The organism is Myxococcus sp. CA033 (assembly GCF_013336625.1).
Classification (GTDB): domain Bacteria; phylum Myxococcota; class Myxococcia; order Myxococcales; family Myxococcaceae; genus Myxococcus; species Myxococcus llanfairpwllgwyngyllgogerychwyrndrobwllllantysiliogogogochensis.
Genome location: NZ_JABUMU010000002.1, coordinates 649409 through 674559, shown reverse-complemented (window position 1 = coordinate 674559; position 25151 = coordinate 649409). Strand labels below are relative to the sequence as shown.

The 25151-nt window shown below is 69.2% G+C and carries 15 protein-coding genes; 7 read left to right on the top strand and 8 right to left on the bottom strand.

Annotated elements, in window-relative coordinates; translation table 11 throughout:
* Positions 1-199 precede the first annotated feature (199 nt).
* Positions 200-7369 carry a HAMP domain-containing protein gene (locus tag HUA78_RS08560; protein WP_217442415.1) on the top strand — a complete coding sequence of 2390 codons (7170 nt, stop codon included), beginning with the start codon at positions 200-202 and terminating at the stop codon, positions 7367-7369.
* A 113-nt stretch (positions 7370-7482) separates the two neighbouring features.
* Positions 7483-9468 (top strand): PAS domain S-box protein, encoded by a 1986-nt coding sequence (locus HUA78_RS08555; protein ID WP_141646819.1) that lies wholly within the window; start codon positions 7483-7485, stop codon positions 9466-9468.
* 26 nt (positions 9469-9494) lie between these two features.
* Here the strand turns inward: HUA78_RS08555 and HUA78_RS08550 are convergent, their stop codons facing one another.
* Together HUA78_RS08550 and yedA are read right to left on the bottom strand one after the other, a co-directional pair.
* Complete coding sequence (locus tag HUA78_RS08550) at positions 9495-11786, bottom strand: hypothetical protein (protein WP_174460843.1); 2292 nt, start codon at positions 11784-11786, stop codon at positions 9495-9497.
* Between the two features lie 170 nt (positions 11787-11956).
* The gene (yedA, locus tag HUA78_RS08545; RefSeq protein WP_371745527.1) at positions 11957-12910 is read right to left on the bottom strand and encodes a drug/metabolite exporter YedA; all 954 of its coding nucleotides are present in this window, start codon (positions 12908-12910) and stop codon (positions 11957-11959) included.
* 285 nt (positions 12911-13195) lie between these two features.
* Here yedA and hrcA point away from each other — a divergent pair, with 285 nt between their 5' ends.
* Positions 13196-14227 (top strand): heat-inducible transcriptional repressor HrcA, encoded by a 1032-nt coding sequence (gene hrcA, locus HUA78_RS08540; RefSeq protein ID WP_141646294.1) that lies wholly within the window; start codon positions 13196-13198, stop codon positions 14225-14227.
* A gap of 61 nt (positions 14228-14288) precedes the next feature.
* On the opposite strand, the gene HUA78_RS08535 is transcribed toward hrcA, so the two are convergent.
* Together HUA78_RS08535 and HUA78_RS08530 are read right to left on the bottom strand one after the other, a co-directional pair.
* Positions 14289-17171 carry a carboxypeptidase regulatory-like domain-containing protein gene (locus HUA78_RS08535; RefSeq protein WP_174476043.1) on the bottom strand — a complete coding sequence of 961 codons (2883 nt, stop codon included), beginning with the start codon at positions 17169-17171 and terminating at the stop codon, positions 14289-14291.
* Positions 17172-17223: 52 nt separating this feature from the next.
* Complete coding sequence (locus tag HUA78_RS08530; protein ID WP_254614205.1) at positions 17224-18135, bottom strand: lipid kinase; 912 nt, start codon at positions 18133-18135, stop codon at positions 17224-17226.
* 399 nt (positions 18136-18534) lie between these two features.
* On the opposite strand from HUA78_RS08530, the gene HUA78_RS08525 reads away from it, so the two are divergent.
* Entirely contained in the window at positions 18535-19377 is an 843-nt protein-coding gene (locus HUA78_RS08525; protein WP_371745526.1) for an immunity 52 family protein, read from the top strand.
* A 131-nt stretch (positions 19378-19508) separates the two neighbouring features.
* On the opposite strand, the gene HUA78_RS08520 is transcribed toward HUA78_RS08525, so the two are convergent.
* Positions 19509-20378, bottom strand: coding sequence for a calcium-binding protein (locus HUA78_RS08520; protein WP_174476042.1), 870 nt, complete (start codon positions 20376-20378; stop codon positions 19509-19511).
* A 185-nt stretch (positions 20379-20563) separates the two neighbouring features.
* Between HUA78_RS08520 and HUA78_RS08515 the strand changes: the two genes are divergently transcribed.
* Positions 20564-21046 (top strand): transcriptional regulator, encoded by a 483-nt coding sequence (locus tag HUA78_RS08515; RefSeq protein ID WP_174476041.1) that lies wholly within the window; start codon positions 20564-20566, stop codon positions 21044-21046.
* Positions 21047-21105: 59 nt separating this feature from the next.
* Here HUA78_RS08515 and HUA78_RS08510 read toward each other — a convergent pair whose 3' ends face one another.
* The 3 genes from HUA78_RS08510 to HUA78_RS08500 all read right to left on the bottom strand — a co-directional run bounded on the left by HUA78_RS08510 (position 21106) and on the right by HUA78_RS08500 (position 23117).
* Positions 21106-21825: an HAD family hydrolase gene (locus HUA78_RS08510; RefSeq protein WP_174476040.1), complete on the bottom strand. Its 720-nt coding sequence runs from the start codon at positions 21823-21825 to the stop codon at positions 21106-21108.
* Positions 21826-21867: 42 nt separating this feature from the next.
* Positions 21868-22668, bottom strand: a complete 801-nt coding sequence (locus tag HUA78_RS08505) for a hypothetical protein (protein ID WP_141646285.1) — start codon at positions 22666-22668, stop codon at positions 21868-21870.
* A 101-nt stretch (positions 22669-22769) separates the two neighbouring features.
* The gene (locus HUA78_RS08500; RefSeq protein ID WP_141646284.1) at positions 22770-23117 is read right to left on the bottom strand and encodes a hypothetical protein; all 348 of its coding nucleotides are present in this window, start codon (positions 23115-23117) and stop codon (positions 22770-22772) included.
* Between the two features lie 215 nt (positions 23118-23332).
* Between HUA78_RS08500 and HUA78_RS08495 the strand changes: the two genes are divergently transcribed.
* Together HUA78_RS08495 and HUA78_RS08490 are read left to right on the top strand one after the other, a co-directional pair.
* Positions 23333-24328 carry a site-2 protease family protein gene (locus HUA78_RS08495; protein WP_141646283.1) on the top strand — a complete coding sequence of 332 codons (996 nt, stop codon included), beginning with the start codon at positions 23333-23335 and terminating at the stop codon, positions 24326-24328.
* Positions 24325-25086 (top strand): hypothetical protein, encoded by a 762-nt coding sequence (locus HUA78_RS08490; protein WP_141646282.1) that lies wholly within the window; start codon positions 24325-24327, stop codon positions 25084-25086. The genes HUA78_RS08495 and HUA78_RS08490 overlap by 4 nt, the downstream gene beginning before the upstream one ends.
* Positions 25087-25151: the final 65 nt, after the last annotated feature.

Here is a 25151-nt window from a genome sequence, read left to right as displayed (position 1 = left end):
GAGCGATGTGGCTTCCAGCCCGCAGACCTCCAGCGACACCCTCGCGGCCCACCGCGTGGAAGCCGAGCGCACCCGCACCCGTGCGAGTGACTCGAAGCCCTCTCATGGGGCGGGCAGGCAGGCGGACGAGGGTGCGCGGAGTCGTGGCGGCGGCGCCAGGACGCCCGGCGGTGGTGCGCGCATCCGAGGGGATGACCCGATGCGGACGCTGCTGGCCGCGCTGCGGGCCGTGCAGGGCGGAGACTTCTCCGTGCGCCTGCCGGACTTCTCCACCCTCCCGGTGATGGATGACATCTCCCGCGCCTTCAACGCGGTGGTGACGCTCAACTCGGCCATGACGCACGAGATGGTGCGCGTCTCCCGCGTGGTGGGCCGCGAGGGCCGCATGGGCGAGCGTGTGTCGCTGGGCGACGCGCGCGGCGACTGGGCCACGAGCATCAACTCCATCAACGCGCTCATCGGCGACCTGGTGCAGCCGACGACGGAAGTCGCTCGCGTGCTGGTGGCGGTGGCCGAAGGCGACCTGACGCAGAAGATGGCCCTCGAAATCGACGGCCAGCCGGTGAAGGGCGAGTTCCTGCGCATCGGCACCACCGTGAACGCGATGGTGGATCAGCTCAACTCGTTCGCCGCCGAGGTGACGCGCGTCGCGCGCGAGGTCGGCAGCGACGGCAAGCTGGGCGGACAGGCCGAGGTGAAGGGCGTGTCCGGCGTGTGGAAGGACCTCACGGACAACGTGAACCTGATGGCCAACAACCTCACGGCCCAGGTGCGAAACATCGCCGAGGTGTCCACCGCCGTCGCCAACGGCGACCTGTCCAAGAAAATCACGGTGGACGCGCGCGGCGAGGTGCTGGAGCTGAAGAGCACCATCAACACGATGGTGGACCAGCTCAACGGCTTCGCCTCCGAAGTGACGCGCGTGGCGCGTGAAGTGGGCACGGAAGGAAAGCTGGGCGGTCAGGCCGCGGTGCCCGGTGTGTCCGGCACGTGGAAGGACCTCACGGACAACGTGAACTTCATGGCGTCCAACCTCACGACGCAGGTGCGCGGCATCGTGAAGGTGGTGACGGCCGTCGCGAACGGTGACCTCACCCAGAAGCTGATGGTGCCGTCGCAGGGCGAAATCGCCGCGCTGGGCGCGACGCTCAACAACATGACGGACACGCTCAACGTCTTCGCCCAGCAGGTGACGAGCGTGGCGCGCACGGTGGGTGTCGAGGGCAAGCTGGGCGCCCAGGCCCAGGTGCCCGGCGCCGCCGGCACGTGGAAGGACCTCACCGACAACGTCAACCTGATGGCCAACAACCTCACGGCCCAGGTGCGCAACATCGCCGACGTGACGACGGCCGTCGCCAAGGGCGACCTGTCCAAGAAAATCACGGTGGACGTGAAGGGCGAGGTGATGGAGCTGAAGGACACCATCAACACGATGGTGGACCAGCTCCGCGCGTTCGCCTCCGAAGTGACGCGCGTCGCGCGCGAGGTGGGCACCGACGGCAAGCTGGGCGGTCAGGCCGATGTGAAGGGCGTCGCCGGCGTGTGGAAGGACCTCACCGACAACGTCAACAGCATGGCCTCCAACCTCACCACCCAGGTGCGCAACATCGCCCTGGTGACGACGTCGGTGGCCAATGGCGACCTGTCGAAAAAAATCACGGTCGACGCTCGCGGCGAGATTCTGGAGCTGAAGAACACCATCAACACCATGGTGGACCAGCTCAACTCGTTCGCCTCGGAAGTGACGCGCGTCGCGCGCGAGGTCGGCACGCACGGCAAGCTGGGCGGACAGGCCGAGGTGAAGGGCGTCTCCGGTACGTGGAAGGACCTCACGGACAACGTGAACGTGATGGCCGTCAACCTCACCACCCAGGTGCGTGGCATCGCCAAGGTGGTGACGGCGGTCGCCAACGGGGATTTGACGCAGCGGCTGAAGATGGAGGCCAAGGGCGAGGTCGCCGAGCTGGCCGACACCATCAACGCGATGACGCAGACGCTCTCCATCTTCGCGCAGCAGGTGACGGACGTCGCTCGCACGGTGGGCGTGGAAGGCAAGCTGGGCGCCCAGGCCGTGGTGCCGGGCGTCGCGGGCACGTGGAAGGACCTCACCAACAACGTGAACCTGCTCGCGAACAACCTCACCGACCAGGTCCGCAACATCGCCGAAGTCACCACGGCGGTCGCCAATGGTGACCTGTCGAAGAAAATCACGGTCGACGCCAAGGGCGAGGTGCTGGAGCTCAAGAGCACCATCAACACGATGGTGGACCAGCTCCGAGGCTTCGCGTCGGAAGTGACGCGCGTCGCGAAGGAGGTCGGCACCGAGGGGAAGCTGGGCGGTCAGGCGGAAGTGCGCGGCGTGTCCGGCGTCTGGAAGGACCTCACGGACAACGTGAACTTCATGGCCTCCAACCTCACCAGCCAGGTTCGCGGCATCGTGCGCGTGGTGACGGCGGTCGCCAACGGTGACCTCACCCAGAAGCTCATCATGGACGCGAAGGGCGAAATCGCCGCCCTCGCGGAGACCATCAACGCGATGACGCAGACCCTGTCCATCTTCGCCCAGCAGGTGACGGACGTCGCCCGCACGGTGGGTGTCGAGGGCAAGCTGGGCGCCCAGGCGGAGGTGCCGGGCGTCGCGGGCACGTGGAAGGACCTCACCAACAACGTGAACCTGCTGGCCAACAACCTCACGGCCCAGGTGCGAAACATCGCCGAGGTGACGACGGCTGTCGCGAATGGCGACCTGTCGAAGAAAATCACGGTCGACGCCAAGGGCGAGGTGCTGGAGCTCAAGAGCACCATCAACACGATGGTGGACCAGCTCCGCGCGTTCGCCGCCGAGGTGACTCGCGTCGCGAAGGAGGTCGGCACCGAGGGCCGGCTGGGCGGTCAGGCCGACGTGAAGGGCGTGTCTGGCGTCTGGAAGGACCTCACCGACAACGTGAACGTCCTCGCCGGCAACCTCACGGACCAGGTGCGCAACATCGCCAAGGTGACAACGGCCGTCGCCAACGGCGACCTGTCGCAGAAGATCACCGTCTCCGTGAAGGGCGAGGTGCTGGAGCTGAAGAACACCATCAACACGATGGTGGACCAGCTCCGAGGCTTCGCGTCGGAAGTGACGCGTGTCGCGAAGGAAGTCGGCACCGAGGGCAAGCTGGGAGGGCAGGCGGCGGTGCCCGGAGTCGCGGGCGTGTGGAAGGACCTCACCGACAACGTGAACGTCCTCGCCGGCAACCTCACGGACCAGGTGCGAAACATCGCCAAGGTCACGACGGCGGTCGCCAATGGCGACCTGTCGCAGAAAATCTCCGTCGAGGCGCGGGGCGAAATCCTGGAGCTCAAGAGCACCATCAACACGATGGTGGACCAGCTCCGCGCGTTCGCCGCCGAGGTGACTCGCGTCGCGAAGGAAGTGGGAACGGACGGCAAGCTGGGTGGTCAGGCCGCGGTGCCGGGAGTCGCCGGTACGTGGAAGGACCTCACCGACAACGTCAACAGCATGGCCTCCAACCTCACCGCGCAGGTGCGAAACATCGCGCTGGTGACGACGGCGGTCGCCAACGGTGACCTCTCCAAGAAAATCACCGTCGACGCGAAGGGCGAGATTCTGGAGCTGAAGGACACCATCAACATCATGGTGGACCAGCTCAACTCGTTCGCCTCGGAGGTGACGCGCGTCGCGCGCGAGGTCGGCACGGAAGGCAAGCTGGGTGGACAGGCGGAAGTGCGCGGGGTGTCCGGCGTCTGGAAGGACCTGACGGACAACGTGAACTTCATGGCCCGCAACCTGACGACGCAGGTGCGCGGCATCGTCAAGGTCGTGACGGCCGTCGCCAACGGCGACCTCAAGCAGAAGCTGGTCGTCGAAGCGAAGGGCGAAGTGGCGGCCCTCGCGGAGACCATCAACAACATGACGGACACGCTGGGCACGTTCGCCGAGCAGGTGTCCACGGTGGCCCGCGAAGTCGGTGTCGAAGGGAAGCTGGGAGGACAGGCCCGCGTGCCCGGTGTGGCCGGCACGTGGAAGGACCTCACGGACAACGTGAACTTCATGGCCTCCAACCTCACCACGCAGGTGCGCGGAATCGTGCGCGTGGTGACGGCGGTCGCCAACGGTGACCTCACCCAGAAGCTCATCGTCGACGCGAAGGGCGAAGTGGCCGCGCTCGCGGACACCATCAACAACATGACGGACACGCTGGGGACGTTCGCCGAGCAGGTGTCCACGGTGGCCCGCGAAGTCGGTATCGAAGGAAAGCTGGGCGGTCAGGCCCGCGTGCCCGGTGCGCGCGGCACGTGGCGGCAGCTCACCGACAACGTGAACCAGCTCGCCGGTACGCTGACCAGCCAGCTGCGCGCAATCTCCGACGTGGCCACCGCGGTGACGAAGGGTGACCTCACCCGGAGCATCACCGTCGTCGCCGAGGGCGAGGTCGCCGCGCTGAAGGACAACATCAACCAGATGATCGTCAACCTGCGTGAGACCACGCAGAAGAACCAGGAGCAGGACTGGCTCAAGACGAACCTGGCGAAGTTCAGCGGGATGATGCAGGGCCAGAAGAGCCTGGACGCCGTCAGCCGCCTCATCATGAGCGAGCTGACTCCGCTGGTCTCCGCGCACCACGGCGCCTTCTTCCTGATGGACACCGACTCCGGCACGCCGGTGCTCAAGCTGACGAGCACCTACGCGTACCGGGAGCGCAAGCACATCGCCAACCGGTTCCGGCTGGGCGAGGGACTCGTCGGACAGACGGCCCTGGAGCGGAAGACGATTCTGCTCACCCACGTGCCGCCGGACTACATCACCATCTCCTCTGGCCTGGGCGAGTCCGCGCCCCTCAACATCATCGTCCTGCCCGTGCTGTTCGAAGGTGAGGTCAAGGCCGTCATCGAGCTGGCCTCGTTCCACACCTTCAGCGCCATCCATCAAATCTTCCTGGACCAGCTCACCGAGAGCATCGGCGTGGTCCTGAACATGATCATGGCGAACATGCGCACCGAGCAGCTCCTGCAGCAGTCGCAGGGTTTGACTCAGGAGCTGCAGAGCCAGTCGCGCGAACTGACGCAGCAGCAGGACGCGCTCAAGCGCAGCAACAGCGAGCTGGAGGACAAGGCGAAATTGCTCGAGGAGCAGAACCGCCGCGTCGAGGAGAAGAACAACGAAGTCGAACGCGCGCGCGTCAGCCTGGAGGAGAAGGCCGAGCAGCTCACCGTCATCTCCAAGTACAAGAGCGAGTTCCTGGCCAACATGAGCCATGAGCTGCGCACGCCGCTCAACAGCCTGCTCATCCTGGCCAAGCTGCTGTCCGACAACAAGGACGGCAACCTCAGCACCAAGCAGGTGGAGTACGCGAACACCATCTACGCCTCCGGTGGTGATTTGCTCAGCCTCATCAACGAAATCCTCGACCTGTCCAAGGTGGAGGCCGGGAAGATGCAGGTGGAGCCGCGGGACATCGTCCTGTCGGAGTTGAACCAGTTCATCGACCGGAGCTTCCGCCCCGTCGCGGACCAGAAGAACCTGGCCTTCACGGTGGAGGTGGCGCAGGGCGCCCCCCGCCACATCCGCACCGACCCGCAGCGGCTGCAGCAGGTGCTCAAGAACCTGCTCTCCAACGCCTTCAAGTTCACGGACGAAGGCAGCGTGAAGATGACGGTGAAGCTGGCCGAGCCGGGCACGCGCCTGGACCACGAGGTGCTCAAGCGCTCGCGCTTCGTGCTCGCCTTCTCGGTGACGGACACGGGCATCGGCATCGCCAAGGACAAGCAGCGCCTCATCTTCGAGGCGTTCCAGCAGGCGGACGGCTCCACCGCGCGCAAGTACGGCGGCACCGGCCTGGGCCTGTCCATCAGCCGCGAAATCGCGAAGCTGCTGGGCGGCGAAATCCACGTCCACAGCGAGCCGCGCAAGGGCAGCACCTTCACGCTGTATCTGCCGCCCGAGTACGTGGGCCCCGAGGACGACGGCATGCCGGTCATGCCGGTCATGCCCTCGCCGCTCGAGCCGCTGTCTCGCATGTCCCACGTCTCGTCGGAGCCCCTGTTCCCGACGCCCTCGCCGGTGCCGGTGCCGCCGACCGCCGCCGAGAACGCCCATGTGCTGGACGCGGCGCTGCCGCCTCCTCAGGTGGACTCGCTGCTTCCGCCGCTCGCGGTGGAGGACGACCGGGACCACATCCGCGAGGGTGACCGCGTCCTGCTCATCATCGAGGACGACCTGAAGTTCGCCCGCATCATGGTGCAGCTGGCGCGGGAGAAGGGCTTCAAGGCCCTGGTCGCCACGCGGGGTGACACCGGCCTGTCCATGGCCAACGAGTTCCAGCCGCACGCGGTGACGCTCGACATCCAGTTGCCCGTCGTCGACGGCTGGAGCGTGCTCGACAGGCTCAAGCGCAACCCGCGCACGCGCCACATCCCGGTGCACATCATCAGCGTCATGGACAAGCACCTGGGCAACGCCCAGGGCGCGTTCGGCTACCTCACCAAGCCCGTCAGCAAGGAGGGTCTGGAGCGGGTGTTCAACCAACTGGCGAAGTTCCTGGAGCGCACGGAACGGCGCCTGCTCCTCGTGGAGGACGACGACGTCCAGCGCAACAGCCTGGTCAGCCTGCTCGCCGAGGGCGGCGACGTCGCCGTCACGGCGGTGGCCACAGGCCAGGAGGTCCTCCAGAAGCTGGAGGAGGGTGAGTACGACTGCCTCGTCATCGACCTGCTCCTGCCGGACATGGACGGCATCAAGCTGGTGGAGGAGGTGAAGACGCAGCAGCGCTTCAGGGACCTGCCCATCGTCATCTACACGGGCAAGGAGCTGACGCCGAAGGACGACACGCGCCTGCGCCGCTACACCGGCAGCGTCATCCTCAAGAGCGGAACGAAGAGTCCCGAACAGTTGCTCAGTGACACGGCGCTGTTCCTGCACCGACTGGACCAGAACCTGCCTCCCCGCGCGCGGGCGGCCCTGGCGCAGCGCAGCGAGCAGGAGTCGGAGGTGGTGGGCAAGAAGGTGCTCGTCGTCGATGACGACATGCGCAACATCTTCGCCCTTACCAGCGTGCTGGAGAACCACGGCATGCAGGTGGTCTTCGCCGAGAACGGGCGGGCGGCCATCGAGACGCTCGAGCAGCACCGCGACGTGGATATCGTGCTGATGGACGTGATGATGCCGGAGATGGACGGGTACGAGACCATGCGGGCCATCCGCAAGGACGTGAAGTACGCCAGCCTGCCCATCATCGCCGTCACCGCGAAGGCCCTGAAGGACGACCGGGAGAAGTGCATGGCCGCGGGGGCCAGTGACTACCTGCCCAAGCCGGTGGATACGGACAAGCTTTTGGAACTCATCCGTCTCTGGGTGTCGGCTTGAGAGGTCGAATGATGGCTAGCGCACGACTCGTCACCGCCGGGCTTGGGGACGGCGGGGGGCGCGCCTAGCCTGTCCCGCCAGTGAACGGTGGGGCATACCTTGCTCCTATTTCAATGACGCCTAGCGAACACATCTCCGCCGAACGCCCCCAGGACGGCGCAAGCCGTCCCCGGGCGAGCATCCTGATGGTGGACGACCACCCGTCCAACCTGCTGGCGCTGGAGGCCATCCTCGAGCCGTTGGGGCAGGAGCTTGTCAAAGCGACCAGTGGCGAGGAGGCGCTCAAGTTCCTGCTTCAGCGCGACTTCGCCGTCATCCTGATGGACGTGCAGATGCCGGGCCTGGACGGCTTCCAGACGGCCACGCTCATCAAGCAGCGGGAGCGCACGCGCACCATTCCCATCATCTTCCTCACCGCGCTCAGCCGCGACGCGGCCCACATCTTCAAGGGTTATGCGCACGGCGCGGTGGACTACCTGCTCAAGCCCTTCGACCCGGAAATCCTCCGCTCGAAGGTCAGCGTCTTCGTGGATTTGTTCCTCAAGGAACAACAAATCCAGCGGCAGGCGGCGATGTTGCGCCAGCGCGAGCGCGAGGCGGTGGAGCGGCAGAGCGAGCTGCGCTACCGGCGGCTCACGGAGTCCTTGCCGGAGGTGATGTGGGCGGCGCGGGCGGACGGCTCGTTCACCTACGCCAACCGGGCGGGGCGCGACTACACGGGCATCCACGAGGAGCATCCGCTGTCGTTGGGCACGTTCCTGGAGTTCGTGCACCCGGTGGACCGGGAGGAGATGCGCTCGGCGTGGGAGACGGCCATCCGCTCCAGCCAGCGGGTGGAGCGGGAGTTCCGGCTGCGGCGTTTCGACGGCGTGTATCGTTGGCACCTGGCGCGCGCGGTGCCGGAGCGGGACGAGTCCGGGCACGTGGTGGGCTGGATTGCCGTGGCCACGGACATCGACGACAAGCGGCGGGCGGAGGAGGCGCTGGGGCGCTTCAAGATGACGCTGGACGCGACGTTGGACTGCGTCCTGATGTTCTCGCCGGACTCGCTGACGCTCACGTACGCCAACGCGGGCGCGGCCAAGCAGCTGTCGAGCAGCACGGACGAGCTGGTGGGGTTGTCGGTGCTGGAGGTGGAGAGCGCCTTCGACGAGGCGGGGTTCCGCAAGCTGCTGGCGCCGTTGGTGAGTGGGACGTTGCCCAGCCAGACGTACTCGACGACGCACCGGCGCAGGGATGGCACCGAGGTGCCGGTGGAGGTGGTGCTCCAGTTCGTGTCCGCGGCGGAGGGGCCCGGGGGGCGGTTCATCTCCGTGGCACGCGACATCACCGAGCGTCAGCGCGCGGAGACCGCGCTGCGGCTGGCGAGCGAGGCGAAGGACGCGTTCCTCGCGGCGGCGAGCCACGAGCTGCGCACTCCGCTGGCGGCGGCCAAGGGGCACGCGCATCTGGCGCTCTTGAAGCTGGGCGGCGAGACGGAAGCGGGGCCGGGCAAGTCGCTGAAAATCATCAACCGGCAAATCGACCGGATGGCGAAGCTGGTGGAGGACCTGCTGGACATCAGTCGGCTGCAGGCGGGGCGGCTGTCGCTGGAGCTGGAGAAGTTCGACCTGGGCCAGCTGGTGCAGGAGACGCGGGACCGCATGGCGGTGTTGTCGCAGGGGCATGAAATCCAGGTGGAGGCGCCGGAGCACCTGGAGGGGACGTGGGACCGGGGTCGGTTGGACCAGGTGCTGACGAACCTCTTGTCCAACGCCATCCGCTACTCACCGGAGGGTGGGGCGGTGCTGGTGCGGCTGGTGCGCGAGGGGAAGGAAGGGGTGCACCTGTCCGTGAAGGACAGCGGCGTGGGGATTCCCAAGGACAAGCAGGCGCTCATCTTCGAGCGCTTCGGGCGCGCGCACGGCAGCAAGTACGGCGGCCTGGGGTTGGGGCTCACCATCAGCCAGGGCATCGTCGAACAGCACGGCGGACGCATCTGGGTGGAGTCCCAGGGCGTGCCGGGCCAGGGGTCCACGTTCAACGTCTGGCTGCCCCGTGAGACGGAGTCCCCCGGAGTCGGCGTGCATCACGAGCACGGCACGCGCACCGCGAGCTGACAGGGCGCCGGCGCGCGAGCGCGGCGTCAGAGATTGAAGCCCACGTTGCCCACGGAGATGCTGGGCCCGAAGATGAAGGACCAGCGGCTGGAGGGGACGACGGAGCCGTCGGAGCGGCGGGTGATGTCGTCCCGGAACTCGCGCGCCACCCACGCCTGTGCCCCCACCGCCGCTCCCGGTCCAATGGGCACGCGCAAGCTGAGCCCCAGCACCACCGCCAGCGTCGGGGGGAACTCGATGTCGCCGGACTGGGGAATCAACCCCATGCCCATCAGCCCCATCTCGATGCCCAGGAGCCGCTCCTGTCCCTCGTTGTTCAAGAGCGCCAGTCGCGACACCACGCCGAAGTTGAGGATGAGCTGCCCGCTGGGCTCCGTCGCCCGGTAGAGGCCCGCCGGAATCGTCGCCGTCGTGTACAGCCGGAAGCGCCCTCCCCTGACGATGGCCGTCCATTGCGCCGACGGCAGCCCCGAGCGGTCCGACGTGCTCAGCGCGTACCGCGACTCGTCCGCCACCAGCGACACCTGGACGAGAATCCGGTCGAACTGCGCCAGCTGCCCCGGCACGGGAATGGTCCGGGCCTCGCCCTGCGGCCGCAGCAACATCCGCTGCTCCACGTGGCTCTCCCCTCGCGCCGAGCCGTCCGCCTTGGTGACGTCGATGCGCAGCACGATTTCCTGTGTGCCCTGCTCGGGCTTGAGCCGCTCCCGGTGGATGATGACCCGACACGAGTTGCGCATCTCGTAGTTGATTCGGTGCGGACGGCTGGGCTCCAGCACCTGGTCCTTGCCCTCCTTGTCCGCGCACACCAGCTCCACCACGCTCTCGATGCGGATGGGTACGCTGGCCTCGCGCACCGAGCGTTGCACCCGCTCGTTGACGACGAACAGGTCCGCCGTCGCCAGCTCTCCCGGCAGCGTGGACACCTGATAGCCGAAGCGCAGCGACACGAAGCCGCCCGCGGTGGGCTCGCCCTGCACATAGGTCGTCCCGTCCCGCGAGATGATGCTGTAGGCCCCGGCCACAGGGCGCGGAACGAAGCGCCCCTGCTCTCCGCTCGAGGCCACGATGAGCTCCGCAGGTCGGTTGATGGGGATGAAGTCGATGGCCCCCTGGTCCGACAGCTCCAGCGACGCGCGCGGCACGGGCAGCGGCTGCGTCTTCGTCGTATCCGACGCCACCACCGAGCCCTCCACCCGCGAGGTCTGCGCGATGACCGTCACCTGCTGCTCGGACGTGCCTCCCGTGCGCAGCAACACATAGACGCCGTCCTGCGCCTTCACCACGCGCTCCACCCGCGCCCGCTGGTCGTTCATCGACCACAACAGCTTGCGCGGGTCGTGCTGGCATGACGTGTCCAGCCGCACCACCATCGCCGCGTTCTCCGCGTCGCGCAGCACCGTGCCCTCCACGGCCGTGAGCGGACACGCCAGCACCGGGAGCGTCTCCAGCAGCACCTGCTCCAATACCTCGCCACGCGCGAAGTAGATGCGCGGCGCCAGGCGCAGGCGCAGCGTCACGCTCACGTCCACGCCCGGCACGTTGCGCAGCGACACCGTGCCCTCGTTCACCTCGCAGCGCACCGGCCCGCAGTCCACCGACGCCAGCGCCTCCGAGTGGCTCAGCGCCACCGAGCCCGGCCCTCGCGACACATCCACGCCACCCGACTGGATGAGCGGCTGGGTCAGCACCACGCGCCCGGGGCGAAGCCGGAACGTCTCCGGGTCCACCACGTTGCCAGACGCGTCGTACGTCGTGACATCCGGTCCATGCCGACCATGGGGCGGTGTCCAGTAGAGCGCCGCGTCCGTGGGCAGCCCGCGCGCCACGGGCACCGTGCAGCTCGCCGGCCCCCGCTCCGTCGAGGGCGCCAGGCACCGGTCCTGTCCCTCGATGAGCTGGGGCTGGGACTCACCCCGGGGCGTCCCGCTCCAGGAGATGCCCACGTGGTCCAGCCCCGCGCCGCGCAGCTCCACGCGGCCCTCGTCCGGAAAGAAGTTCGTCGCCGCCGCGTCCACGCGCGGGAAGGCGCCGGTGGCGATGACGGTGACGCGCTCCTCGGTCGTCTCGCACTGCCCCACCGACGACGCCACCTTCAACTCCTGGATGCGCGCGTCGTCCTGCTCCACCCGCTGCGGAGGCCGCAGGGTCCGACTGTCCGACGCCAGCGTCCAGCCTGCTCGCAACGGACCACAGACGACACCCTTCGAGACCACCGGCACGCCGGCGCCGCCCTCGGGCACCTGGACGACGGGCGCGGCGGCGGCGAGGCCACCCACCAGCAGCCATGCGAGACAGAGCGCGCGGATGGATTCCATCCCCCCGTTAAACAGCGAGGGAGGGCACCAGCGTCAAGCGCCGTCTGCCCCTTCTCGTCCGGGGTGTCACGCGACGTGCGGACCTTCGAGCACGCAGGGTCCGCGAGTGGTCTTCCGCGAGTGGTCTTCGCTGACGCCAGACATTCTGGTGCTGCGTCCGCGCGAGGTGCTCAGCGCTTGCGGGTCAGCAGCACGACGGCGCCCAGAATCGCGGCCATGGCGACCCACGACAGGGGGCTCATCGACTCGCCCGCGAACACGACGCCCAGGAGCACCGCCACCACCGGATTGACGTACGCGTAGCTGGTGGCCACCGAGGGGCTCGTGTGCCGCATCAGGTAGCCGTAAACGGTGTAGCCTACCAGCGAGCCGAAGGTGACCAGGTACGCGAAGGCCGCGAGCGCGCGCGCATCCGGCATGGCCGTCAGGTGCTCGCCACGCAGGAGCCCGAAGGTCAGCATCAGCGCGCCACCGCACAGCATCTGCGCCGCGGGCGCCATCATCCCCTGGGGCATCGGCATGCGGCGTCCGAGCACGGAGCCCAGCGCCCAGCTCATCGGCGACACCAGCAGGGCCAGCGTGGCCCACCCACTCCCGCCCAGCTCGCCCCCGAGGTTCAGCAGGACGATGCCGCCAAACCCCACCGCCAGTCCCCAGCGCTCCAGCTTTCCGGGCCACTGGCCGAACAGTCCACCGAACAGCGCCGACCACATGGGCAGGCTGCCCACCACCAGCGCCGCCACGCCGGAGGGCACCCACTGCTGCGCGAACACGAGCCCGCCGTTGCCCACACCCAAGAGCAGCAGTCCCACCACCGCGCTGGAGCCCCACTGTCGCGCGGTCGGCACCGGCGAGCCCTTGAGCCACATCGCGCCGAACAACAGCGCTCCCGCCAGCAGGAAGCGCGTTCCTGATGCGAGGAATGGCGTCATGCCACCCTGGAGTACCCAGCGGATGGCCAGATAGGTGGAGCCCCAAACGAGGTACAGCGTCACGAGGCACAGCAGGATGCGGCCGCGCGAGGCACCCGACTGGAGCGCGTCACCGGCGACAGGGGCCGCGACGGGGGAGAGGGCGGGAGTGGAAGGCGTGGACAGGGACGAGGCGGCGGACGAGGCGGACACGGTGGCGCGGCTTGTAGCGTCCGACCTCCCCACGGGCCATGTACGCATTGCCGTACCCCACAGTCGGTGGAGTCGTCGGGCGGTACAGTGCGAGTGCGCGCCAGGTTGGATGCGGCGGCGCCCGCCTGGCTCCCCGGTGGGTGGTGCGAGGGCGGGGACCACCCTTCGGCCGCATGTCTCCTTCCGACGTGGATTGAACCCACGGACAGGCTTTCTTACACTTGGGTCTCGTGGAGCGCTCGCGGCGCGGTGGCTGGCCGCATGCTTCAGAGTGAGAGCCCCTGGATGTCCGAAGAGCTGGGTGAACGCGAGAAGGAAGTCCTCCGGGCCGTGGTGCAGGAGTACATCTCCACGGGCGGGCCGGTAGGGAGCCAGCAGCTCGCTCGCCGGCCTGGGTTCGAGGTCTCCTCGGCCACGATGCGCAACGTGCTGGCGGATCTGGAGGAGCTGGGGTTCCTGGAGAAGCCGCACACCTCCGCGGGCCGGGTGCCCACTGACGCGGGTTATCGCTTCTATGTGGACACGCTCGTCAAACTGAAGGACCCCACGCCGCGAGACAGGGAGCTCATCCACGCGGGCCTCTTCCACGACGCGAATCTGGAAGAGGTGTTGGGAGATGCCAGTCGCCTCCTGCACTCGCTGACGCGGCACGCGGGCGTCGTCGTGACGCCCCGGCCCGAGTCCGCGGTGTTCCGTCGCATCGAGTTCGTCCGTCTGCGCGAGGACCGGGTGCTCGCCATCCTGGTGGGGCAGAGCGGGCAGGTGCACAACAAGGCCATCACCGTCGACTTCCCCATCACCTCGGACGAGCTGATGCGGGCGAGCAACTACCTGTCGGAGCTCCTGCACGAGGTTCCGCTGGAGGAGGCGCGTGAGCGCATCCGCTCGGAGATGGACCAGGAGCAGGCGCTCTACAACGCGATGACGGCCAAGGCGCTCAAGCTGGGCGCGGCCGCCACGGACCTGCCGACGACGGAGCGCGTGCTCATCCAGGGCACCAACTCGTTCCTGGAGCAGCCGGAGTTCGCGGACGTGGAGCGCATGCGCGCGCTCTTCAAGACGCTGGACGAGAAGCACCGTCTGCTGTCGCTGCTGGACCAGGTGCAGCGCGCCAACGAGATGCAGATCTTCATCGGCGCGGAGAGCGACTTCTCCGCCGCGGGCGATGTGTCTGTCATCGCCAGCCCCTACGGCAACCAGGAGCAGGTGCTCGGCACGGTGGGCGTCATCGGCCCCACGCGGATGGACTACCGCCGCGTGATTCCGCTGGTGAACTTCACCGCGCAGGTGCTGTCGCGCGTGCTGGAGAAGGTGTAGCTGGCACCACATCGCGCGGAGGGGAGGACCCCCGCGCGTGCGAGCGAAGCTGCGGCCCTCCTCACTCCGCGCGAGTGGCCTGCAGCTCGCGCTCTCCGCCTTCGCGCCGTACCTGGAGGCGCACGGGTGTACCGGGAGCGCCTCGGGTGCGCGCCTCCGCTTCCGACCTGTCGCGCACGACGAGCCCGTCCACCGCGAGCAACCGGTCACCCACCGCCACACCCGCGCGCGCGGCGGGCCCATCCGGCGTCAGCCACGCCACGGCCACCTGACCGCGCTCCTCGCTGAAGCCCGCGCCCACGGTGCCTGGAGTCGCGCGGCGCGGGGACACCGTCACGTCGCCCAGGTCCGAGGTCTCCGCCTCCGTCACCTTCACGGAGTGCGTCTCCACGCGACCCTCGGGCGGCATCAGCCTCACGGTGTGCGGACCGGGTCGGACCTCGTCCAGATGGAAGCGGCCGTCGACTCCGGTGGCGGTGTCGGGCCTGGCCGTCACCGCGCGGTCCAGGAACACCGCCACACCCGCGGCCGGACCACCACCCCGACTCCACACCGCGCGCCCGATGATGGAGGCCGCGCCTCCCGTCGAGAGTGACACCTCCACGTTCGCGCTGCCGCCCGGCTCCAGTGCCACCCTCGCCGAACCGGTGCGCCCGTCCTGCGTCTGGACATGCACCTTCACCACCTGCCCGGGCGCATCCCTCATCTCGAAGGTGTCTCCGCTGAAGCGCCGCGTGGACGGCGCCAGGGGCTCCCATGGAAGCTCCTCGCCGTTGTCCTCCGTCAGCCTCAACGTGAAGCCCGCGGGCACCGCTCCACCGCGCGCCACCACCCGGCCGCGCAGGTGGGCCGCGGGCTTCAGGCGCAGGTCCATCAACCCCTGGCCCTCGCGCACCGAGGGCACCCTCACCACGCGCCCACCGTTGTGGGCCGCCAGCTCCTGCAGCGGAGGCGCACCCGACGGCCGCGTGGGAATGGCGAACGTTCCGTTCTCGTCCGCCTGCACGCGCATGGTGAAGGGCATGTCTCCCCCCTGCACCGCGGCCACGACGGCGAAGGGGCTGGGCGCTCCAGAGGGCTCGCGCACCGTGCCGGAGATGCCGCGCTCCTCCACCAGCACCAGGTCCTGCTGTACGGCGCTCCCCGCCTGCACCGTCACGCTGGGGTCGTCATCCTGGAAGTAGATGAAGCGCGCGCGGGGCAGCACGGCGGTGAGCTGGTACACGCCCGCCGGCAGCTCCAACTGGTACAGCCCCGCCGCGTCAGTCTCCGCCCATGCCAGGTCGGAGGTGCCGCCGGGCGCGCCGCGGGGCACCGCGCGCACCACCGCGGGCTCGGACAGGGGCTTGCCCGAGGACTGCGTCACCACTCCCTGGACCATGCCGGACTCGGTCAGCGTCAGGTCCACGCGCGTGCGCGTGCCGGCCTTCAAGGTCTCCACGCGGCTGGTCCAGCCCTGCGAGCCATCGCGCCGCGCGCGCACCGACGTCCGGCCGGGCACCAGCCCGCTGAGCGTGTACGCGCCCTGTGCGTCCGTGCGCGTGGTGGCCGCCGCGCCCCCGCCGTTGCGCGGCGGCTGGGCTCGCACCTCCGCGCCCGCCACCGGTTGACCCTGGGGGTTGACCACCACGCCCTCGACCTCGGCGGTGGCCGGCTCCAGCTTCACGTCGAGCGTCGCGTGGGCACCCTCGGACACCACCACGCCGTCATGCGTGGCGCTGGCGAAGCCCGGAGCGTGGACCTGCACGTCGTACTCACCAGGAGGCAGGCCCAGCCGGTAGATGCCCTCGCCTCCGGACGTGGTGCGCGCCAGCTCACCGTCGGCTCCCGTGGGGCTGACCACCAGCACCGCGCCGCGCACCGGAGCCTCATCGCCGGTAGACCTCACCTGTCCGGTCAGTCCGCTCGTCGAGCCCAGCGCGACGGTGAGGCCGCGCAACGTCTCGCCCGGCGCCACGAACAGCGTGCCGGGCACGCGGCCCACCGCGTCGCCATGTCGCGCGGACAGCACCCAGTCGCCACCGCCGACCTCGAGCGCGAAGCCGCCGCCTTCGCTCGAAGTGGTGCTCACGGGCGCTCTTCCTCCCGAGGCCGTCACCTGCGCGCCGGTGACGGGCTGGCCCTTCCCGTCCACCACGAAGCCCTCCAGCGTGCCCGCGCCCCACAACCCCACCACCAGCTCTCCCTGCTGGGGCACGTGGAGGAAGCGCAGCGTGCGGCGGCTGAAGCCCGGCGCCTCGGCCGTGAGGCCATAGCGGCCTGGAGCCAGTCCGGTGAACTGGAACTGGCCGCGCTCGTCACTCGTCGCCGTCACGGCTTCCTCGGCAATCGCCGCGGGCTCCGCCCAGGCGATGGCGGCGCCCGGGTACGGATGCAGCGTCACCTCCGCCAGCGGCACCGGCTCACCGCCGTTCTCCGCCACCGTGCGACCCTGGAGTGTCACGCCCGCGCTCAGCGTCAGCTCGACGGATGTCTCCGCCTCACCCGCGGGTCGCGTCGCCTCGCGCCGCGCGGGAGCATGGCCCTCGGCGTGCGCGGACAGCAGGTAGTCGCCCGGCCGGGTGGGCAGCCGCAGCGTGCCGTCCTCGCCCGTGGTGCCCTCGGCCGCGAGCCGCCAGGAGGACGCCGCCGCATCGACGAGGTCCTTCGACTGTTTGCGCCAGGCCCGCACGTTCGCGCCCGCAACCGGACCGGACGCGCCCACCACGCGCACCACGAAGGCGCCTTCGTCGGGGGCCGCGGGCTCGTCGCGAACCGTGGCGGACACGGACTCGGCGCGGGCGGTGACGCCACCGCCGCTGGAGGAGGCTTGCGTCTCGCGAGGCGCGGAGGGCGCCGGGTCGGAGGGCGTGCCGGGCCTCGGGACGCGGAACCAGAGCAACAACACCGCGCCGATGGCGAGGAGGGCGGCGAAGAAGATGGGACGTTGGGACCGCAGGCGCATGGCTCGTCCTCGGGAGGACGCCAGCCTAGGACAGCCTGGGTCATTTCGGAATTCAGGAGGGCGCGGGCGCGTAGACGCGCAGGGCCGCGGGGGCCACCTCGAAGCGCATGGGCGTCATGCCGACGAGCTCTCCGTCCGCGTTCACTTCCTGCGGAGGCGTGGCCTCCACATACAGCCGCACGGCGAGCAGCGAGGTGACGGCGGGGTTCTCCCCGTGCTCCCCGGAGCGCACCGACAGCGCCACGCGCGCGAGCGTGGCCAGGTCCTGGAGCTGGCCCAGGCCCGTGCCGTCCCTGCCGGAGGTCGAGGAGGGCGCGGCGACGGCATAGACATGCAGTCGTCGGTCATCCAGGCGCGCATCGGGCGCCACCATGTTGCCCGCGCCGTGGTAGCGCCCATTGCCCACCACGAGCTGGAGCACATCCAGTTCCAGTTCCTGTTCATCCGCCTTGATGCGGATGCGGAAGGGCCGCAGGTCCTTCGCCTCGGCGGCGGCGGCCACCGGATAGGCCAGCCTGCCCGCGCGCTGCTTCAGGCGCTTCGTCAGTCGCCGGGCAATCGCGGCGGCCAGGCCCAGGCTCGCCGCGTTGAGGAAGGGGCGCCCGTTGGCGAGCCCCACGTCCACGCGCGCCGCATAGCCCTTCGCGATGACGTCACACGCGGACTCCACGTCGGGAGGGATGCCCAGGGAGCGAGCGAAGTCGTTGCCGGTGCCCAGCGGCAGCACGCCCAGCGTCACGTCACGCCCCAGCAGATGTGCCACCGCGCCGCTCAGCGTTCCGTCTCCGCCCCCGACGAGGATGCGGCGAGTGCCGCGCGCCAGCATCTGCTCCAGCACTCGGCGCAGCCGTCCGCTTTTCGACAGCGCGTGGCTCTCCGTCAGGATGACGCCCCGCGAGGCGAGGGCGTCCCGGGCGAGCGAATAGGCCTCCCTGCCCGAGCGGGACTGCGTGTTGACCACCAGGGCCGCCGGCCCGTCGTCCGGGGCCAGCCGGCGTGGAGGCTCGATGAGCGCGGGTTCCAGGGGGACCTCCTCCTTGCTGCGTGCGGGAAAAGGTGTGCACGCGGAGCCGAAGGGGCCAGCGGTCTCCGGGGGAAGAGGACCGAAAGACAGCGGTCATGCGACATCCCTGGGGACGCGGGGGGCGAGCTGGGAGGCGAGGGTTCAGCCCTCCGCGTCCACTTGAAAGGGTTCGCAATCCTCAGCGGTCGCGAGCCTTTTCACCCCACGGCCGTTGCCCCTGTATGGCCCCACGCGAGCAAGGGCGCGTCCCCTCGTGCTCGGGCGTATCAGGAACAGATTTCAGGACACTCCTACGATGACGCCTCCTGGGTGGGTGGCGTGGGCAGGAACAGCGGTGGCGTGAAGTTCGATGGCTACAAGGAGATCACCGCCATCCACACCCTGGCACGCCCCCTGGTACCCTCAGAAGAGCGAATCATGACCGTTCAATCCGCGCCCAGGGCCCACCCTGAGACCTACTACGCGGGTGCCCACTGGGGGCCGAGACGGGAATCCCCAGAGGAGTGCGCCCGACGAGCAGCGACCTTCCTCAACATGCTGGCCGCGTGTGACCCCCTGCTGGCGCACTGGAACAAGCTTCCCAAGCCGCGAAAGGGACGGAAAATCCCCCTCATGCCCCCTGACCTCCCCACCTTGACGGAGGCGTTCCGGCGCGGCGTCAACCGAGATTCCGGCGGGCCCCCCATTGAAGAGTTGGGTTGGACCGTCTCGGCATACAACGACGGCGCCGGCTCAAACTTTGTCTCAGTGAGAATGCAGTGCGGGGGCTACGTCGGATGCAGCACCGACAATGCATGCTTACTGTCACTTCCCTACCCGGGGAAGAACGCGGAGCGAATCCTCGCGGCATCCGTGCTGACCGAAGTGGTGCGCGCCATGGCGGTGGCCTGGGAGCCTGACTGGGCGGTGGTCATGTCTCGTGCGCACCGGGATATGGACGATGAAGAAGGCAAAGCCGACATTTGGGTGGGCTGGGTGACGTACCTCGCCCGTCATTGGGGCACGGTGCCCCCGCTTCCCGCTCCCGTGCGCGTTGAGCCGGTCGAGGACAAGGGTACGCTCATCGTTCTGACGCCGGAACGCTTCACGGTGGCCAACCCGGAGCACGTGGCGCTGTCGAGGCGCGTGCGGGAGCTGCTGGCGCGGGCCGGGCTCGTGAAGCCGCTTCAGCCCCCACCGTAGAAGAGTGGGGGAGCCGAGTCGCCCGCTGCTCGGCTCCTCAACGAGGGCGGGACGGCGGAGGTCCAAGACTCCCAGAAAAGTCGCGGGTCAGGGCGCTCCTGCCTCGGAGTTGGGTTGTCTCGTGCAGAGGTTCAGCCCTCCGCGTCGCGTCCTTCGATGATGCGGCGCTGGATGTCCTGACGCAGCGGGAGGGCCTCCTCCGTGCTCAGGCGGCCGTCACCGTTGGTGTCGTACGTGGCCAGCAGTGTCGCCCGGCGCTCCTGGGCGGCCTCCACCCGGTCCTGCCTCAGCGCGACATGCTCACCCGCATCGAGCACACCGTTGTCATTCGCGTCGTACGTGCTCAGCCGCTCCTGGCGCTGGGCCTCCCAGCGGGCGCGCCGAGCCTCCCGTGCCGCCTGCCGCTCCGGCTCGTCCAGCGTCCCGTCCCCGTTGGTGTCGTGCTGCTCCAGGCGCTCGGTGCGCAGGCGCTGGCAGCGCGCCTCCATGGCGTCCACCAGCGCGGTGCGCTCCTCGGCGGACAGCGCGCCGTCGCCGTTCTCGTCGAAGGCCCAGCGCACGCGCCAGAAGGCCCAGTGCCGCGCGCGTCGGCCCAGCTGCGCCAGCCGGGGACGCAAGGTGTCGCGCCGCTCACCCACGTCCGCCTTCAGCTCGCGCAGTTCCCGCGCGTTCAGCGCGCCATCCCCGTCGTCGTCGTACTTCGCCATCACCGTCCGCTGGTGCTCGCTGAAGTCGCACGCCTTCCCGTCGTCGGTGGGCTCCATCTCCAGGCCACTCACGTCTTCGTCGGCCATGGCCCCCTGCTGTGTCGCGTCCGTGTCCGCCACCGCGTCCGCGCCCAGCGCGCCGTCCTCCTCGGCCGCGGTGAGATACGACGCGGCCTCGCCCACGTACCGAGTGGTCTCGTCTGGTACGTCATCGCCGCAGGCGGTGAGCCCGAAGGGCAGGGTGAAACACAGCGCGGCGGCGAGGATGCGACGGTGAGCGGTGACTCGTTTCATGGGGATGGCTCCAGGTTCGAAGTGCGGCGGTGTCCGGCCTCGCTTTGCTGAAACCCGGTGCGTCGGAAGAAGTTGCGGAGGGACAGAGGTGGCCGTCGCGCCCCTTCCGTGTGCCAGGGTGGCTGCACACCTTTCAGGCGCGGCCGGCTCCGCGCCGGTGAAGCGCAAGGCCTGGAGGGCGATGCATGGCACGAGGAAGCAAGGCGAAGTACACGGCGAAACAGAAGCGGATGGCCGAGAAAATCGAGAAGGGTTACGAGGCTCGCGGCACGTCGGACAAGACGGCGGCGGCTCGGGCCTGGGCCACGGTGAACAAGGCCACCGGCGGTGGGATGAAGGGTGGCTCCGGCAGCAAGGCCAAGATGGCCCGGCGCCGTCCCAAGGTGCGCGCCGCCGCGAAGAAGGCCGCGCGCAAGCGCACCGCCGCGCAGCGGTCCGCATCGGCTCGCAAGGCGGTTGCTTCGAGGACGCGCAAGCCCGTGCGCGCCACGCGCTCTGGGAGCAAGTCCACCGCGCGTCGCGTCGCCGGACGCCGGGCCACGGCTCGCAAGACTTCCACGAGCACGCGCTCCAAGCGCGGCACGGCTCGCAAGAGCACCCGAGGTGTTTCCCGTCGCGGCACCACCGGAACGCGCGGCTCACGCGGCCGGGGCGGCTCGCGCAGGTAGTCGCGCGCGGCTCGCGCCCCATCCTCGGTGTGCTCGAGGTGGGGCGCGAACGCGCTGCTTCAGCGAGGCTCTTCGTCCTTGGAGGCCGGCGGCGTGGCGCCAGGTCCGTTCCACGGCCAGTCGACCGAGGAGTCCTCGGCCAGCCGCAGCAGCTCCGAGGGGTCCTTCACCAGGATGCGGCAGCCCGCGGAACGCAGGTCCTCCGGAGAGAAGCCTCCGGCCAGCACGCCCACGGTGGACAGGCCCAGCTTGCCGGCGGCGAGCGCGTCATAGGGCGTGTCGCCCACCACCACCGTGACGTCCGGCGCGGGGCGGCCCAGCCTGGCGAGTGCGCTCTCGAAGATGTCCGGGTGAGGCTTGCTCTTGTCCACCTCGTCCTTGCTCGCCTGGGTCTCGTACAGGCCTTCGATGCCGCACAGCCGCACGTAGTACTGGAGCTCCTCGTCCTTCGCGCTGGAGGCCAGGGCCAGGTGTCGGCCGTGCTGACGCAGCCGCTGGAACAGCTCCCTCACGCGAGGCAGGGGCCTCACCTTGGGCAGGAACTCCCGCAGGAACAGCGCGGAGCGGTACTCCTCCAGCTCCTTGCCGAAGCGCTCCAACTCGTCGTCGTTGAAGAAGACGGGGATGAGCTGGTCGGCTCCCTTGCCAATCTGACTGCGCACATGGGCGAACGGGACATCCCTGCCGAAGTGCAGGAACGCACGTCGCCACGCCTCGGCGTGCTCGTCCACCGAGTCCACCAGCGTTCCATCGACGTCGAAGATGACGTTCTCCACCATCGCGCGCCTCCCGGGCCAAAGTGGGGACGCCCCAGGTGGCGGTCAACCGCCCGTGGGCGGGTTCTCTGGGGTCGCCTCCACCAGTGTTCGTGTCTTCACATCGTAGCCCTCTGGTGCCGTGAGGGTGAAGGTGTCATTGGGCGGCGGGCTGTTCAGCTCCACACGCGAGAGCACCGTCTCCCCGACCTTCCGCCCCCCCAGCCACCGGGTGAGGCGCCGGGGGACGCACAGTGCCAGGGCCGCGTCGCAGTGCTCCTCCTCCATGCGGACCTCCGCCTGCGTGCCGTCCGGCGCGCGCGAGCGCTTGTCCAGGAAGTCGAGCCCCGGCCAGCGCAGCACGTACACCAGCTCCAGGCCCTGGGCCTCGCCCCCCAGCGTCACCGCCAGCTCCACGGCTTCTGGCGCGCGGGGATGTTTCACGCGGCGCAGGGTGGCGCCGTGGGACACGAGCGGCGCGCGGAAGCCCTCGGGCGTGAAGACTCCGAAGGTCTCCGTGAGGAAGCCCGCGAGCTTCGCGGGAGGCAGCTCCGACTTGAACGTGGTGAAGCGCTTCTCGCCGTCCAACTGCTCGAAGAGGTGGGTGCCGTCCCACGAGAAGATGCGCGTGGCGGGTGTGCCCAGCGTGCCGCGCATGCGCTGAGGCGCGCGGTAGTCGAACGAGAAGGGCACCTCGTCCTGGCCCTCGTCCTTCACCGTGCCGGCGATGTGATACCCGCCGAGCTTGGTGTCCCGCTCCGCCAGCCGCTGTTTCACCTGCGCGGCCAGCGCTGCGGTGTCGTCCGTCTTTCGTGGGCAGCCCGCGAGGGCGAGGAGGACACAGGGCACGAAGAGGCGCAGGCGCATGGAATGAGAAAGTGAGGCAGGAGGGGGGCTGAAAAGCAAGGAGGCCCGCCTGTCGCCAGGGGGCCTCCCGAAAGGTGCCGCCGTGAGGGCCGGCGGCCTGACTACTTCACCGCCACGCCGGTGGCCGTGGAGGAGGTGATGCCGATGATGGTGCCGAACAGGGCGTAGATGCCGTGACGGGGGGTGGTGGACGCCGACTTCAGGTCGACCTTGGACGCGCCCATCGCCTTCGCCTCGGCGATCAGGAGCTTGTTCACCACGGTGTCCAGGTCGCTCTGGACGATGTCGATGATGTGGAAGATGGCGGTCAGGCCCAGCGCGTTGGTCTGGATGACGGCCACGGCCTCACCGTTCGCCGCGATTTCGGTGCCGGAGACAACAGCGCTCTCGACGCTGGTGCAGCCGATGAGGCTGGACGCGGCAACGGCGGACAGGATGAGCTTCTTCATGGTTTTCCCCTCGTTGAGTGTTGCTTGGACGGTGGTCGAGCACCCCCGTGAAGGGAACGCTCGTCCGTTTGAATGGGACCTCAAGCGCCGGGGTACGTACCAGATGTCGACTCCATGTCAAGGTCCGTCCGGACACACTGTACGCCCGTTGGGTGAGCGCGCTCGCGTTGCAATGCACATCTCGCCTTGCTAGCCCCAAACCCCGAGGCTTCCGAATGGACATCGTCCCCGCCGCACGTCCCGCGCCCCGGTACTGGATTCACCTGCTGCTGCTGCTGCTGACGGTGGTGACGACCTTCACCTCGTACCTGCTGTACTTCCACTTCCAGCGGCCGTACTCGCCGGACGAGGTCTCCCGGGAAGCGGCGATGCGCGCGCTGTCCTTCAGCCTGTCGCTGCTGGCCATCCTGGGCACTCACGAGATGGGCCACTACGTGCTCGCGCGCATCCACCGCGTGGACACGTCGCTGCCGTACTTCATCCCGTTGCCCGTGCTGGGCGTGGGCACGCTGGGCGCCGTCATCCGCATCCGGGACCGAATCCCGCACCGCAACGCGCTGGTGGATATTGGCGCGGCGGGACCGCTGGCGGGCCTGGTGGTGGCGCTGCCCATCCTCTACTGGGGGCTTGCGCACTCCACGGTGGTGGACGCGCCCCACGTGCCCTCGCAGTTCCCCGGCGAGATGTCGCTGTGGGCGTACGGCAAGGACTTGTTCACCTGGGTGATGGCGAAGCTGACGCACGCGCCCGCCGCGCCGGAAGAGACGTTTCATGGCGTGCAGACCCTGTTTGGTGACAGCCTGCTGATGCGGGGGCTGACGTGGTTGGCGCTGGGGCCCTTGCCGGAGGGAAAGGACGTGCTGGTACATCCGGTGGTCATCGCGGGCTGGTTCGGCCTGCTCGTCACGCTGCTCAACCTGATGCCCATGGGACAGCTGGACGGCGGGCACCTGGCCTTCGCGCTGCTGGGCCGTCACGCGCACTGGGTGGGGCGGGCCATGGCCGCGCTGCTCTTGTTCCTCACGCTCTTCGTCACCGCGTCCTGGGGCCTGTGGCTCCTGGTGACGAGCAAGGTGGTGGGCTTCGGGCACCCTGACGTCGTGGCGCCGCTGGAGCCCCTCAGTCCCACGCGCAAGCTCATCTGCGCGCTGTGCCTCTTGGCCCTCATCGGCTGCGCGATGCCCGTGCCGCTGCGTCAGGTGGTGTCATGAAGTTCCAGTGTGAAGCCTGTGAGCGGCTCATCCCCCTGGAGTCCTTCCGGATGGAGGGGGGCGGGCTGGTGGTGTCGTGCCAGCGGTGTGGCGCGGAGAGCCGCGCGCGTGCGTCGCTGCCGCTCTCGGTGTCCCCGGCGCTGTCGGGCGAGGGCTCCGGCTCGACGCAGTCCTCGGTGGAGGACGCGACGGCGTCGGTGCCGCCGCTGCCCGCGCGCGCCAGCACGCCGGCCCTGCGGGTGGTGCGGGGCTCGGCGGTGCCGGTGACGCTGGACGACGAGGCGCTCTTCACGCCTCCGCCGGGACACTGTCCCAAGTGCGTGTCGCCGCGGCGGGAGGTGGACACGTCCTGCGCGCAGTGCGGGCTGGTGTACGCCAACTTCATGGCGGAGGAGCACAAGCCCTCGGACGACCTGATGGGGGCGTGGCGCTCGCTGGCGGAGCACTGGGAGGAGTGGGAGGCGCACGACAGGCTGCTGACCCTGGCCATGGGTCGCGGGGAGCTGGCCTCGGCGGGCCGCCTGTACCGGGTGCGGCTGGCGCGGGCGCCGGACGACGCCGTGGCGCACCGGGCACGGGAGGAAGTGGTGCGGCGGGCCACCCTGGTGGTGCCCACGGAGGTGGAGTCCTCGGAGGTGTCGCCAGGCAAGCGGCGGCTGCGAGCGGCCGCCATCGCGGCGCTCTCGCTGGTGGTGCTGGTGCTCTTCACGTTCATCATCCAGCGCGTGCGGCTGCTCTTCTTCAGCGACCTGCCCTGACGCGGCGGGCGGCGACTCCCCCGCGGGGCGGCCGGCCATGCGGGCGTGGGGCATGGATGGTGGAT

What these genes read in the sequence shown, in the direction of transcription:
- HUA78_RS08560 (WP_217442415.1), top strand. Translation starts at nt 200, where the DNA reads ATGCGGACGCTGCTGGCCGCGCTGCGGGCCGTGCAGGGCGGAGACTTC.
- HUA78_RS08555 (WP_141646819.1), top strand. Translation starts at nt 7,483, where the DNA reads ATGACGCCTAGCGAACACATCTCCGCCGAACGCCCCCAGGACGGCGCA.
- HUA78_RS08550 (WP_174460843.1), bottom strand. Translation starts at nt 11,786, where the DNA reads ATGGAATCCATCCGCGCGCTCTGTCTCGCATGGCTGCTGGTGGGTGGC.
- hrcA (WP_141646294.1), top strand. Translation starts at nt 13,196, where the DNA reads ATGTCCGAAGAGCTGGGTGAACGCGAGAAGGAAGTCCTCCGGGCCGTG.
- HUA78_RS08535 (WP_174476043.1), bottom strand. Translation starts at nt 17,171, where the DNA reads ATGCGCCTGCGGTCCCAACGTCCCATCTTCTTCGCCGCCCTCCTCGCC.
- HUA78_RS08520 (WP_174476042.1), bottom strand. Translation starts at nt 20,378, where the DNA reads ATGAAACGAGTCACCGCTCACCGTCGCATCCTCGCCGCCGCGCTGTGT.
- HUA78_RS08515 (WP_174476041.1), top strand. Translation starts at nt 20,564, where the DNA reads ATGGCACGAGGAAGCAAGGCGAAGTACACGGCGAAACAGAAGCGGATG.
- HUA78_RS08510 (WP_174476040.1), bottom strand. Translation starts at nt 21,825, where the DNA reads ATGGTGGAGAACGTCATCTTCGACGTCGATGGAACGCTGGTGGACTCG.
- HUA78_RS08505 (WP_141646285.1), bottom strand. Translation starts at nt 22,668, where the DNA reads ATGCGCCTGCGCCTCTTCGTGCCCTGTGTCCTCCTCGCCCTCGCGGGC.
- HUA78_RS08500 (WP_141646284.1), bottom strand. Translation starts at nt 23,117, where the DNA reads ATGAAGAAGCTCATCCTGTCCGCCGTTGCCGCGTCCAGCCTCATCGGC.
- HUA78_RS08495 (WP_141646283.1), top strand. Translation starts at nt 23,333, where the DNA reads ATGGACATCGTCCCCGCCGCACGTCCCGCGCCCCGGTACTGGATTCAC.
- HUA78_RS08490 (WP_141646282.1), top strand. Translation starts at nt 24,325, where the DNA reads ATGAAGTTCCAGTGTGAAGCCTGTGAGCGGCTCATCCCCCTGGAGTCC.